Genomic DNA, 13,256 nt, shown 5'->3' on the forward strand with positions numbered 1-13,256 from the left:
ACGTGAACGGGCATTCATCGATCAGCGCCATTACGATTCGAGCTTACGAAGAAACCGAGTATCGGGTCTTTGGCGATCTGCCGATGACCTTGCATATTGGCGTGCATAATGCGCAGCTTGCAGATTTGCATCTGGCGCATGACGTCGATTGCAGCGCGTTTATCACTGCGGCGAATCCGTTAAGTGAACCGACCGACGATGCGAGCAACCTGAGCCACCAGGCGAAACTGGCCGACGATTTAAACCTTCAAGACTTCCAATTCATCAGTGGCACTGGACAACATCCATCCGGCGACTGGCCGGGCGAACCGAGCTTTTTGGTACTTGGTGTCTCGCTGGATGCAGCAAAAGAAGTGGGCGCGCGTTACAAGCAAAACGCAATCGTCTGGTGCGGCGACGACGCTGTGCCTCGACTCATCCTTCTACGATAAACAGACGGCGCGCACTTTAAGCGAGCCGTCCGTCCATCGATCACGATCCTGAATACAGGTTGCAGAAGCTGACCGGGCCGACACACGTTTCATGGCTCGAACCGCCGACATTGGCAATCCGCGATGAACTCGCGCTCGTTCCCGCAGCTACGCCGCCGTATGCATTGGCGCCATCGTTTTTCTGCGCGACTTCGTTCGAATAGATACGGGCGACATCGGGATACGACGCATTGCTGACAAGGCGCGAACCATCTTGCTCGGCCGTCACCAGTTGTTGTTGAACTTCAGCGCGGGTCAGGCCTTGAGCAAAAGCGCTCGACGACACGAGAACAGCGGCGGACATCACGAACAGGGCAATCTTTTTCATTTTCGACTCCAGAGTGTTTAACGGGTTGGTACTAGGGCGAACCCATTTTTTCCCGGTCTATTCCAGAGAATTTGAAAATAGTTTTTGCGGTGGTTCGTTGGGGAGTTTGAAAGCCCTATTCTTGCGAACCATGCTCGATCCCGTGCGCGAAGTAATCCGCGACGGGTATGTGCTGACCGAGGAACTACCCGGCGCGCCGGAACGTTCCTGGAAGGGGCATCAGAAGATTTTGCGGGCTATCGAAAAGCAGCATGCCAAAGCGGCGCGCGCCGCAATGCATGACCATCTGGAAGTGTTCCGCCAGAATCTGGGGGTGTCGCTGGATGCGGAGTACTAAGGCGTTCGTGGGCAAACTTCTTCAGCCCACCGCCTGGTCGTAGACACCCATGCGTGCGCACTCGTGACACCAGCACCGGGCGACATCCGCCGGCAGCGCCGCCCAGGTATGCCCGAACGCGCATTCCCATTCCAGCGGCGCGCCTGCATCGACATAATCCGCCGATACCAACTTTCCCCCACGCTCGGCCGCCAGCGCCCGCAGGCGTTCCAGACGCTGCTCGCGCCGCTGCGACGCGCAGTTCATGCAGCGCACGTTTTGCACGGCGCTGAGCGCGTCGTCCCATGCGTGACCGCGCCCGCATTGCCAGCCAGCTTCGGTTGAACCGGACGACTCCGCCGCCCGTTCCATTCGATAGCGCTCGGCCAGCGCCTGCAGTTCCTCGCGCTCGAGCGCGTGTTTTGATTTTTGCATCGGTTCGACTTGAGTGCGGGTGATGCTCAATGGATGCATCAATTGATGCTCAATGCGCGCCGCCGCCCAGCGCCTCGGATCGCGATGTAGTGGTGACGATGCCATCCGGACCAAAGTGGGCGTTGAACATGGCGTTACGTGTCACGCCGCCCTCCTCCCAATGCCAGCTCCACACGCGCTCTTTCTTGAGCGGATACTCGGCGATGGTCGTGGGCTTTCCCAGAATCCGGCGCACTTCGTCATGCGTCATTCCCGGCCGGATCTTCGCGATGTTCTGCGCCGTCAGGACCTGCGTGACCGACACGAACTTGCCGTTTGCATCGATATCGACAAAATACGTGCTCGTGCCCGCCGGCCCGCGCGGATATTCCAGACGCTTGGAGCCATCGGTGAAATTGCGCGCGGTTTCGGGTTCGCCCATCTGGTCGCGGATATGCGCCTCGGTCGTGACGCCGGGCGTCAGGTCTTTCAGCAACAGCGTGTCCGGTTTGACCGCATTGAACAACGACTTCAACTTGTTCATGGCGTCCTCGCTTTGGCTCTCGTTGCAGCCAGTGAGCAGCAGGGCCGCCGCGCACGTGGCGGCAAGCATGAGTCTTTTCATATCCGCCGACCTCTCATTGGGCGAACGCCGCGTGCGCATCGTGGGCTGCGTTTTGGGCCGCGCTGGTCATCCAGCCTTTTTTAGTGATGGCACCGGATCGACCGCCTGCCCCGACTTGCGCAACTCGAAGTGCAGCAGCGGCTTGTTGCTTGGCCCCGTCCCCATTTCTGCGATCGGCGCGCCCTGACGCACCGTATCGCCCTCTTTCACCAGCAGCTTGCTGTTATGCGCATACGCCGTCAGGTAGTCGCTGCTGTGCTTGACGATGATCATGTTGCCGTAAGCGCGCAAGCCATTGCCCGCGTAGACCACGCGGCCGGCGGCAGCGGCTTTCACCGGCTCGCCAACCTTGCCGCCGATATCGATACCCTTGCTGCCGCTTTCGCCGAACTTCGTGATCACGCTGCCTTCTGCCGGCCACGCAAGCCACGCGCCTTTCGCGCTGACGGCGGGCGTGCTGGTATCGGGCGCTTCAGCCTTGGCCGTCGCGTTGCTGCTGGCGGTCGTGGCAGGAGCCGAAGCCGCTGGAGAAGCTCCGCCGATGATCGGCGGCCCCGACTTCGACGAATTGGCTGCTGCCGCCGATTTGCTCCAGTCATCGGTGCTGCCGGCGGGCGTGCTGCCCGGCGGCGCCACGCGCAACAACTGGTCGATATTCACCTGCTTGCTTTCCGGCAGGTTATTCCACTTCATCAGGTCGGCTGGACGCTGCTTCTGCGCGCGGGCGATGCCATACAACGTATCGCCCGGTTTCACACGATAAAACCCCGGCCCGGCTTCGGCCTGCACCGGCGGCGCGACAGCGGCCGGCCCGGCGACGGGCGTCGTTGCAGGAATGGACGCGGGAGCGCCGGTACCGCCCGTAGACCGGTCGACGATAGGCGCCGGCGTGGTCGCCGTCGAACACCCGGCGACCGTCACCACCACCATGCCAATGGAAACGAGCGCCCCGAGCACGCTCCCCCGGCCGCCAGCGACCAATCTAGAATTACCTGAACGCATTACCGCCATGCTTGCCGTTTTCCCTGACTTCCTGTTGTCGATATTTCCGGGCCGTGCCGGAGCGCCTAGAACCGCATGCCGGCTCCGCACCCGCCGAAAGCCCCACCGTTCGTGGCGCTCCCGCCGCAGCCAAAAATCCCGCAGCCCGCGAGCAGTGCCGTAACACCCAGCACCACCACCGCCAGCTTAAGACGACGCCAATTGTCATTGCACGCCGGTCCCTTTGTATGACTCGTTCTTTCCAACATATGCAACCTGCCTCGCCAACCTTCGCCAGCATAAAACATTTAACGTTTATTCATGAAACACCGGATCTGTTCATCTCGATATTCGATACATCGACCTGACAATTCGGCATTCTAACCTTTTACGTTTTTGCGGCGAAAGAGCACACGGCGGGCAGTGGCGAGGCGTGAAAAACGCGTCCGGGTAATTACGATTTGGCTCTGCGCCGCATCATCTTCCAGAGCGCGCCGAGCGCTATCGGGACAATCGCAGCGCACACGCCGACGATCGCAATCACGTTCAGGTATTGACGGATGAACGGAATATTGCCGAAGAAATAGCCCAGCAGCACGAGCAGCAAGACCCAGATCGCCGCGCCGAGAATGTTGAAAAACTGGAAGCGCGCAGCGTTCATGGCCGACGCACCCGCCACGAACGGCGCAAACGTCCGCACGATCGGCACGAAGCGCGCAAGCACGATTGTCTTGCCGCCGTGACGCTCGTAAAAACCGTGCGTCTTTCGCAGCGCTTCCCGATCAAGGAATCGTTCGAGGATGGGTATGTTGGTATCGAAGACCTTGGGGCCGATTGCGCGCCCGATCCAGTAATTCACCGTATTCCCGAGCACGGCCGCAACCAGCAGCAGGACGATCAGGGGAACGAGGTCCATTGATCCGCTTGCAGCAAACGCGCCGCCGATGAACAACAGCGAGTCGCCAGGCAGGAATGGAAACACCACGAGCCCAGTTTCACAGAACACGATAAGGAACAGGATCGCGTACACCCAGCCGCCGTAATGCTGGATGAACACGCCGAGCGACTTGTCGATGTGGAGGATAAGACTCAGGAATGACAGCAGCGTATCCAAATGGGGCCTCGATCAAGATGGATTTGGCGATGACAACGTGCACGCGCGGTAGCATCGTTGCGAGAAAAACAGTCGCGCCATGATACCGAACTCGTTGCCGGAAAATTCACGAACGGCAGGTTTGGGCACGGGTTTTGGCGTGAATCGGTGCGCTTTCTTGTGCGCAGGCCAATTCGCGGCACAGGGCTACATGGAGACTGGCTGGCCCCGAAATCGTTCACAGGCGCGAAGCTTTATAATTTGGGGATGACCGATACCATCGATTCATCCGACGCAATTTTCTCCGACGCAATGCCGTCCGCACCCGCTTCCACGCGCTTTCAGCGCGCCATCCAGCCCCTGCCCGACCAGTTGATCAGCCAGATCGCGGCCGGCGAAGTGGTCGAACGCCCCGCGTCCGTGGTGAAGGAATTGCTCGAAAACGCGCTCGACGCCGGCGCAACGAGCCTGCGAATCACGCTGGACGAAGGCGGCGTGAAGCGGATCGTGATTGTCGACGATGGTTGCGGCATTCCCCCGGGCGAACTCCCGCTCGCGTTGCTGCGCCACGCCACCAGCAAGATCCGCTCGCTCGCCGAGCTGGAAGCCGTGGCGTCGCTCGGGTTTCGCGGGGAGGCGATTGCATCGATTGCATCGGTTTCCGAGCTGTTCATCACCAGCCGCACGGCCACTTGCCCGCATGCCACACGCATCGATGCCCAGACCGGCGCGATCTCGCCGGCGGCCGGGACTACCGGTACGACGATGGAAGTGCGCGAGCTGTACTTCAACACGCCCGCGCGCCGCAAATTCCTGAAAAGCGAGCAGACCGAACTCGGGCATTGTCTCGAAGTCATCCGGCGCGTGGCGCTGGCGCGACCGGACGTAGCGATATCGGTGATACATAACGGCAAGGCCGTCGAGCACTGGAATGCGTCCGATCCGGCGACGCGCGTGGCCAAGATTCTCGGCGAGGTGTTCGCGACAGCGCATCTTCCCCTCGATGAACGCGCCGGACCGCTCGCCGTATATGGCTGCGCCGGGTTGCCGACCGCGAGCCGCGGCCGTGCCGACCAGCAATACTTCTTCGTCAACGGGCGCTTCGTGCGCGACAAGCTGCTCACGCACGCCGTGCGCGCCGCGTATGAGGATGTGCTGCACGGCAACCGGTATCCGTCGTACGTGCTGTTTCTCGATTTGCCGCCGGAAAGCGTGGATGTGAACGTGCATCCATCGAAGATAGAAGTGCGTTTCCGCGATTCGCGTTCGATACACCAATACGTGTTTCATGCGGTGCAGCGGGCGTTGGCACGCAATGCCGGGGCGTCGCCGGAAACAACGGCGGGTGGACACGCCGCGCAATTGCAGCCGACCGGCATGGCATCGTTCAGCGCGCGGCCTTATGCGGGATCGGGTGAGTTTCAGGCGACGCCAAAGACGGAGAACGGCACGAACTGGTTGCGGCAATCGCGGATGACGCAGGGCAACCTGCCCGTCGCGCAGCCACTGGCGCTGTATGACGCGTTGTTCGGGCGCAGGGATATCGGCGCGGAGACATCTGACGGGACCACCTCGCTGGCGTCGTCGGAGCGCTATTCGCCGGCAGAACCCAGCGCGCCCGTTTATGCCGAGATGCCCGGCGCACCGAATCTGGCCGTCGATGAACAGCCGCTCGGCTTCGCGCTCGGACAGATCCACGGCATCTATGTGCTCGCGCAGAACGCGCAGGGCTTGATCATCGTGGATATGCATGCGGCTCACGAGCGCATTCTTTACGAGCAGTTTAAAAACTCGCTCGCTGACCGGGCGATCGCGGTTCAGCCGATGCTGATCCCGGTGACGATGACTGTCGATGCCGTCGAGATGGGCGTTGTCGAAGAGGAGCGCGAAGTACTGGACGCACTCGGCTTCGACCTCGCGATTTTGTCGCCGGGATCGATTGCGATTCGCGCCGTTCCAGCGTTGCTTAAAGACGCCGATTTGCAGTCGCTGGCGAGAGCCGTCATAGCAGATCTGCAGGCTTATGGCGGCTCGCGCGTGCTCACCGAGCGGCAACACGAATTGCTCGGCACGCTCGCTTGTCATCACGCAGTGCGCGCGAATCGGCGGCTCACACTCGATGAGATGAACGGCCTGCTGCGCCAAATGGAAGCCACCGAGCGCGGCGATCAATGCAATCACGGCCGACCGACGTGGTTTCAATTGACGCTCGGCGATCTCGATCGACTCTTCATGCGCGGTCAATGAACGCGCCGAAAGTTGCTTGTTTACTAGGACCAACGGCATCTGGAAAAACCGCTGCCGCGCTCGCGTTCGCGCGACGGTTTCCAGTGGAGATCATCAGCGTGGATTCGGCGCTGGTTTATCGCGGGATGGATATCGGCACCGCGAAGCCGACCGAAGAAGAACGCGCGATTGCGCCGCATCATTTGATCGATATCATCGATCCGAGCGGGGCTTACTCTGCAGCACAGTTTCGGAACGATGCTCTGAGGCTGGTGGCGGAGATCGAAGAGCGTGGACGCATTCCGCTATTGGTCGGCGGCACGATGCTGTATTACATGGCGTTGACGCGCGGATTGAACGAACTGCCTGAAGCAAATACGGAAGTGCGTGCAGCGCTCGATGAAGAAGCCATGCTCGATGGCTGGCCTGCTTTGCATGCACGACTGGCTGTGGTCGATCCCGAGACCGCGACGCGATTGGCGCCTAACGACTCGCAGCGGATTCAGCGCGCGCTCGAAGTTTTCATGCTGAGCGGCAGGGCTTTATCGGCGATATTGAAAGACCCGAAGAAGAGCCAGGACGGCGAACTGGAGTTCGTGCCAATTGCGCTGGAGCCATCGGATAGAAGCGTGCTGCACAGGCGCATCGAAAAGCGGTTTGATTCGATGCTTGAGAGCGGGTTTCTCGATGAGGTGAAAAGGCTTCGGGCGCGTGGGGATTTATCGCCGGCGATGCCTTCCATGCGATGCGTGGGGTATCGGCAAGCTTGGGAATATCTGGATGGGTTGGTCGACTACACGACCATGCGCGATAAAGGCGTGTTTGCCACGCGGCAGCTGTGCAAGAGGCAGTTGACGTGGTTGAGAGGAATCGAGGGGCGGCGGGTTGTTGATTGTGCCCGCGATGATGCGATGGCAATGGCTGTGGATGAGATTGAGCGGGTGCTTCGGATCTAGCGTGCAATGCGGACATCCGAGGTCGTAGTACTGGATTCATCATCTTTAGTGCGACGCTTGTCGGCCAGTTTGGGGCTCGCGTCGCGAGATCAAACGCCCGTTTCGCGCCGGAGAGAACGATGCAAAAATCAGGACTTCCCGATTCCATGACCAGAGCCGAACTGGAGACGGAAAACGCGCACCTGCGTGCAGCGTTGAAGGAAGCGGGCATCGATCGGGACCGTGTCGCGGATCGGCAGGAGCAGCGACATCTTCAGTCTTTGTCGAATCCGTCTGTCAGCCGACCCGAGAACAATGAGGCCGCGCTTATCAGTCGCGAGGCACGGCACCGCGCCGTTTTCGAGAGCGCGACGGACTTTGCCATCATTGTCACTGACCCGCAGGGCATCGTGACCGACTGGAATCCAGGTGCGCAACGCCTGCTCGGTTGGACCGCCGAGGAGATGCAGGCTTGCGACGCCGAGCGGATTTTCACGCCTGAAGACAGAGCTGGCGGCCGCATCCAGCTCGAAATGCAGCGAGCTCTTGAAGAAGGACGCGCTGCGGACGATCGCTGGCACCTTCGCAAAAGCGGAGAACGGTTCTGGGCGTCGGGCGAGATGATGCCGTTGTTGGGTAGCGACGGCGAGCATCTTGGTTTCGTGAAGATTTTGCGGGACCGCACAGAGGAGCATCTCGCCGGTGCTGCGCTCCAGAAAGCTCAAGAGCGTTTCGAGACGATTCTTGAGACGATCGAGGCGGCCTTCGCTATCGTCGAGGTCAAATTCGACGCCGACGACCACCCCATTGACTATCGCTTTCTTGAAGCCAACCCGGCTTTCGAGCGTCAGGCCGGGGTGAACCTTCGCGGAAAATGGGTGACGGAGTTTGCACCGAACCTGGAGCCATTTTGGTTCGAGACATATGGGCACGTAGCCAAGACTGGCGAGCCGACCATCTTCGAAAACTACGCCGAAGCTTTCCAGCGCTGGTTCGACGTGCGGGCCGTGCGAGTCGGAGACCCGGCTGACCGTCAGATCGCGATCCTCTTCAACGATGTAACCGCGCGCCGGGAGGCGGAGCAGCGTCTGCGTGTCAGCGAAGCATTGGCCCGCCAGAACGCGGAGCGTGTGCAACTCGCCCTCGCCGCTGGTGCAATCATCGGTACCTGGCACTGGGACCTGCTTAGCGACCGGTTCAAGGTCGACGAGGCCTTTGCCCGGGCGTTTGGTCTCGATCCCGCGCTTGGCCGCGATGGCATTCCGCTCGCCCAGATCATCGCAAACGTCCACCCCGACGACCAAGGCGGGTTAGCCGCTGCGATCAACGAGGCAATCGCTCGCGGCGGCCACTATGCCCACCAGTACCGGGTCCGTCGTGTTGATGGGAACTACTACTGGATCGAGGCGAACGGGCGCGTCGATCGCGGGCCAGACGGCACGCCGCTCAGCTTTCCGGGCGTTGTCATCGATGTCGAGGCGAAGCGAAACATTGAAGACGAGCGCGACCGCGCCATTGCGGCGCTGCGCTTTCTCAACGAGAACCTCGAGCAACGTGTTGCTGAACGCTCGGCTGAATTGATGCAAGCCGAAGAAAAGTTGCGTCAGTCCCAGAAGATGGAAGCGGTCGGCCAGCTCACCGGCGGCCTCGCACACGACTTCAATAACCTGCTCGCCGGCATCTCGGGCGCCCTGGAGTTGATGAGGCTGCGGATTGGCCAAGGCCGGGTGACGGATCTCGACAGGTACATGGTCGCGGCGAAAGGCGCGACCGAACGTGCCGCCGCACTCACTCACCGCCTGCTGGCCTTTTCGCGACGCCAGACGCTCGATCCGCGTCCGACCAATGTCGACATGCTGGTGAACGGGATGACAGAGCTCATCCGGCGCACTGTGGGGCCCAGCATCACTATCGAGACCATGAGAGCGCCGGAGCTGTGGCCGGCGCTTGTCGATGCGAGCCAACTCGAGAACGCGCTGTTGAACCTGTGCATCAACGCTCGCGATGCCATGCCCGAAGGTGGACGCATCATCATCGAGACGGCCAACCGGTCCCTCGACCGGCAGGCGGCCCGAGCTTACGACATTCCCGAGGGGCAATACCTTACCCTCAGCGTCAGCGATACCGGCATTGGCATGACGCCGGAAGTGATGGCCCGTGTGTTTGAACCGTTTTTCACCACGAAGCCGATCGGCCAGGGAACCGGCCTTGGCCTTTCGATGATCTATGGCTTCGCGCAGCAGTCCGGTGGCCTGGTGCGTCTTCATTCAAACGTTGGGCAAGGCACGACGGTTGGGCTTTATCTGCCGCGTCATACAGGCGTCGTGGCCGGCGGTGCGGAAGTGGCGACCAAGGTGCCGGCCGCTTTCGCGCACGATGGCGAGACGGTGCTAGTGGTGGACGACGAAGTGACCGTACGTATGCTGGTTGCCGATGTACTCATGGAACTCGGCTACACCGTGGTCGAAGCGGCGGATGGTGTCGCGGGGCTCAAGGCGCTGCGATCCAACAGGAATATCGACCTCATCATTACGGATGTCGGTCTGCCCGGCGGCATGAACGGACGCCAGATGGCGGACGCGGCTCAAGCGTTGAGGCCGGATGTGAAAACATTGTTTATTACGGGGTATGCGGAGGCTGCCGTTATTGGTGACGAGGCACTTGGGCCGGGGATGAAGATACTGACCAAGCCGTTTTCCATCGATGCACTCGCGGCGCGGGTGCGGGAGTTGATGGAAGGGTGAGGCGGGGAGGCCGCGTTGAATCGCACGGTGAGGATTTTTACTCTATCGCGGCCACCTGAAAACAATCAGGAGGTTGAGGCGCCCGCGGGCTTCGGGCGCGCGGGACGTATAGCCGCGAAGCCATGCATGCAATGCGCGGGTAACGGCAAGCCTCGGGATATCTCGAAGGGTTGGTTGACGACAAGACCTTGCTCGATAAAGCGTATTTGCTACGCGGCAGCTATGCGAGAGGCAGTTGACGGGGATTGAGGGGCAAAGGCTTGTTGATCGTGCGTGGGATGGGGCGGACAACGATGGCGGCTGCGGGTGGTTCGGATTTACCTTTCAGACACGGTCCAATGGCGCACACCGAACCCCTCCTACCCGGAGTTAGGCGCATATCGGCCAATTGCGGACCTTCGACTTAAAGGCGAAGATCGTTGACAACTCGCAACTCCGCCTCGGCTTCACTCTCTTAAGCGGCGGCCGAGCCGCGGACCGAGGCCAAGATTAAGGACGATCTGTCGGACATATACGCGAGAATATTTCACGCCAAACTGGCGCTCGATCAATTGCCCGAGTGTGCCGGAGGTCCATCGGGCGCCGGGAAAGCCGTACGCTTGTGGTTCGCCTTGCAGGGCAGCCGCGATCCAATTGAACGCTTCTGGACTCAACGCCGAGGGTCGCCCCCCGACTGACATGTTCTCAAGTGCGGCGAGGCCGCCAGCCGCGAATAGTTCCTGATACCGGTTGGCTGTTTTAACCGATATGCCGACCTCTTCACAGACAGTTGCGATTGACTCCCCGCGCAAGAGCATTTGGCCGGCAGCCATGCGGATCTGAACACTGGGCAACTTAGATTTTTGCGTCGGCATTCTGGTTGGCAGCTAAGATTGGGTCTATTTATCTTAAACCCGCGCAGAGCGTGACGTCTCATGTCGGGCAGGCCTAAGGGTTGTGGCAAGCCGCGTTCGGCAGATCGCTGAAAGACCGAGTCTGTTAAGGATTGTTGGACGCCTGCCCCAAACCGCAGGCGTGTGACAGCCCCAGCGCCGGCGGGCAGGCGTCCAACAATCCTTAACAATAGCTGCCCGTCGCGATGTCCCAACAACTGGCACTGTTAGGTGCTTAAGAACCGGCCGCATTAATCGCATCCCGCGTCCGCTTCGCCGCCTCCCCCGCAGCATTGGCGAAATCCTCGCCTTTCCCCGCGTAGATAATCGCCCGCGAAGAATTGATCAGCATCCCCGCATTCCCGGACTTAACCCGTCCCGCCCGAACCGTAGCCTCAACATCCCCCCCTTGAGCGCCGATCCCAGGAATCAGCAGCGGCATGTCCCCAACAATCGACCGAACGACCTCAATCTCCTTCGGAAACGTAGCGCCCACGACCAACCCCAACTCCCCGCTCGCATTCCACTTCTCGGCCGCCAGCTTTGCCACAACCTGATACAAAGGCGTCCCATCGACATTAAGAAACTGCAGATCCGATCCTCCGGCATTGGACGTCCGGCAAAGCACGATCACGCCCTTCCCTTCATGCTCCAGATACGGCTGAACAGAATCAAACCCCATATAAGGATTGACCGTCACAGCATCAGCCTTATACCGATCAAAAGCCTCAATCGCATACTGCTCGGCCGTACTCCCAATATCCCCGCGCTTGGCATCCAAAATAACCGGCAACCCCGGATGTCGCTCATGAATATGCGCGATCAACTGCTCGAGCTGATCCTCCGCCCGATGCGCCGAAAAGTAAGCAATCTGCGGCTTGAAGGAACAAACAAACGGCGCAGTAGCATCCACGATTTCGCGACAAAAATCGAAGATCGAATCGGCGCGGCCGTTGAACGCGCCCGGGAACCTTGAAGGCTCCGGATCGAGCCCGACGCAGAGCATTGATTGGGTGCGCGACCACGCGGCGTTGAGCGATTCGATGAAAGACATGGGTATCCGTAGCGAGAGCGCAAATTAAGCGATGCCGTATTTTACCGCGCGAGCAAAAGCCGCCAAATGACAGTTACCGAACCACCGCCGCCGTCTTCCGCGCTTTCTGCCCCGCAGGCTGCTTCGGCCTTCCGCGCCGCTCGGCTTCTCCCGACCGCTCGACCGTAAAGCTGAACTCACGCGAGAGACTTTCGCCCGGCGCGAGAACCGTCATGCCGTTCGCCTCGCCGCCGCCTGGCAGATTGACCGCGTTGATCGGATGATCGACAGGTTCAAAGCAGAAAAAGTCTTTCCCGGCCGGCGCGTAGAGCACGTAGTAATCGGTATCGGCGGAAATGGTGAGCGACAAACGCCGGTTCGGCCACATCACGCTCGTGCGGCCGCTCCATCCGGTGAACGCGTTGTTGATCATGGCCGTAGGCATGGGGTACGCCACGCCGAATTGCCACGCGGGCGGCGCCGGAACGTGCCGCACGGGCAGGAAGTCATCGCCGCAAAGCCAGAGGCCATCGGCGGCGGCGGACAATTCGGTATCGGCTTCGCGGGTCAGGAACGGATGCAAACCGAGCCCGAAAGGCAACTTCTCGCGCCCGGTGTTTTCAATCGATAACGTCACCACCAGCGTCGCGCCTTCGAGCATGAACGACTGGCTGGCCTTGTATGAATACGGCTTGCCGTTGCGCCGGTCGAGCGTGAGACGCACGTGCGTGGAACTCTCCGATGCCACATCCCATGCGCCCAGCCAGCCATCGCCGTGAAGGGGCAAGGGTTCGCCGGGACGGTTGCACGGGACATCGATACCACGACCCAGAAACTGAAACCGTCCTCCGCCGATGCGATTCGAATACGGCAGCAGCGGATAACACGCGAGTTCGTTAGGATCGGTGGCGGCGCTGGGTTCGAGGCACGGCCGGAAGATGGGCACGAGCGTGCCTTCGCTGCGCCAGTCGAAGCGCGTGATGCCCCCGCCAAGCGCTGGTGCGATATCCAGACGCAACTGCGCGTTGGCGAGCGTGATGCAGCCATCGCGGCCGGCGCCGCCCATCGCGACAACGGATGTCGATGGACCCGGCCGGATCGGCGGTTCAGTTGCAGCAGCGAGTTTGGAACGGCGGGTGGGCGCGGCGGGACGAGGCGCAACAGGCGGGCTTTTAGGGCTGGATGCGGAACGGGCAACGGTCATGTCCAAGTCTCCGAG

The 13,256-nt window shown here is 60.7% G+C and carries 13 protein-coding genes; 5 read left to right on the top strand and 8 right to left on the bottom strand.

Annotation, left to right across the window (positions count from 1 at the left end; all coding sequences use genetic code 11):
* Window positions 1-2 precede the first annotated feature (2 nt).
* Window positions 3-431 (top strand): DUF3293 domain-containing protein, encoded by a 429-nt coding sequence (locus AXG89_RS03085; RefSeq protein ID WP_062167898.1) that lies wholly within the window; start codon window positions 3-5, stop codon window positions 429-431.
* A 40-nt stretch (window positions 432-471) separates the two neighbouring features.
* On the opposite strand, the gene AXG89_RS03090 is transcribed toward AXG89_RS03085, so the two are convergent.
* Window positions 472-798, bottom strand: a complete 327-nt coding sequence (locus tag AXG89_RS03090) for a DUF4148 domain-containing protein (RefSeq protein ID WP_062167900.1) — start codon at window positions 796-798, stop codon at window positions 472-474.
* Window positions 799-928: 130 nt separating this feature from the next.
* Here AXG89_RS03090 and AXG89_RS03095 point away from each other — a divergent pair, with 130 nt between their 5' ends.
* Window positions 929-1,135, top strand: coding sequence for an FCD domain-containing protein (locus tag AXG89_RS03095; protein WP_062167902.1), 207 nt, complete (start codon window positions 929-931; stop codon window positions 1,133-1,135).
* A 21-nt stretch (window positions 1,136-1,156) separates the two neighbouring features.
* Here AXG89_RS03095 and AXG89_RS03100 read toward each other — a convergent pair whose 3' ends face one another.
* From AXG89_RS03100 to AXG89_RS03120, 4 genes are all read right to left on the bottom strand, one after another.
* The gene (locus tag AXG89_RS03100; RefSeq protein ID WP_062170240.1) at window positions 1,157-1,549 is read right to left on the bottom strand and encodes a hypothetical protein; all 393 of its coding nucleotides are present in this window, start codon (window positions 1,547-1,549) and stop codon (window positions 1,157-1,159) included.
* 49 nt (window positions 1,550-1,598) lie between these two features.
* A complete protein-coding gene (gene bamE, locus AXG89_RS03105; protein WP_062170242.1) occupies window positions 1,599-2,153 on the bottom strand; it encodes an outer membrane protein assembly factor BamE domain-containing protein in 555 nt (184 codons plus the stop codon).
* A gap of 66 nt (window positions 2,154-2,219) precedes the next feature.
* Entirely contained in the window at window positions 2,220-3,155 is a 936-nt protein-coding gene (locus AXG89_RS03110; protein ID WP_082771445.1) for a peptidoglycan DD-metalloendopeptidase family protein, read from the bottom strand.
* A 433-nt stretch (window positions 3,156-3,588) separates the two neighbouring features.
* A complete protein-coding gene (locus AXG89_RS03120) occupies window positions 3,589-4,248 on the bottom strand; it encodes a VTT domain-containing protein (RefSeq protein ID WP_062000252.1) in 660 nt (219 codons plus the stop codon).
* Between the two features lie 291 nt (window positions 4,249-4,539).
* Between AXG89_RS03120 and mutL the strand changes: the two genes are divergently transcribed.
* The 3 genes from mutL (at window position 4,540) to AXG89_RS03135 (ending at window position 10,132) form a co-directional block, all read left to right on the top strand.
* Entirely contained in the window at window positions 4,540-6,474 is a 1,935-nt protein-coding gene (gene mutL, locus AXG89_RS03125; RefSeq protein WP_236873402.1) for a DNA mismatch repair endonuclease MutL, read from the top strand.
* Window positions 6,471-7,409, top strand: coding sequence for a tRNA (adenosine(37)-N6)-dimethylallyltransferase MiaA (gene miaA, locus AXG89_RS03130; RefSeq protein WP_062167906.1), 939 nt, complete (start codon window positions 6,471-6,473; stop codon window positions 7,407-7,409). Before mutL ends, miaA begins: the two co-directional genes overlap by 4 nt.
* Before the next feature lie 119 nt (window positions 7,410-7,528).
* Window positions 7,529-10,132, top strand: coding sequence for a PAS domain S-box protein (locus AXG89_RS03135; protein ID WP_062167908.1), 2,604 nt, complete (start codon window positions 7,529-7,531; stop codon window positions 10,130-10,132).
* Window positions 10,133-10,578: 446 nt separating this feature from the next.
* On the opposite strand, the gene AXG89_RS03140 is transcribed toward AXG89_RS03135, so the two are convergent.
* From AXG89_RS03140 to AXG89_RS03150, 3 genes are all read right to left on the bottom strand, one after another.
* Complete coding sequence (locus tag AXG89_RS03140) at window positions 10,579-10,986, bottom strand: helix-turn-helix domain-containing protein (protein WP_062000255.1); 408 nt, start codon at window positions 10,984-10,986, stop codon at window positions 10,579-10,581.
* Between the two features lie 253 nt (window positions 10,987-11,239).
* Complete coding sequence (pyrF, locus tag AXG89_RS03145) at window positions 11,240-12,058, bottom strand: orotidine-5'-phosphate decarboxylase (protein WP_062167910.1); 819 nt, start codon at window positions 12,056-12,058, stop codon at window positions 11,240-11,242.
* Between the two features lie 73 nt (window positions 12,059-12,131).
* Window positions 12,132-13,241 carry an aldose 1-epimerase gene (locus AXG89_RS03150; RefSeq protein ID WP_062167912.1) on the bottom strand — a complete coding sequence of 370 codons (1,110 nt, stop codon included), beginning with the start codon at window positions 13,239-13,241 and terminating at the stop codon, window positions 12,132-12,134.
* Window positions 13,242-13,256: the final 15 nt, after the last annotated feature.

Origin of the sequence: Burkholderia sp. PAMC 26561 (assembly GCF_001557535.2) — a bacterium.
GTDB lineage: Bacteria > Pseudomonadota > Gammaproteobacteria > Burkholderiales > Burkholderiaceae > Caballeronia.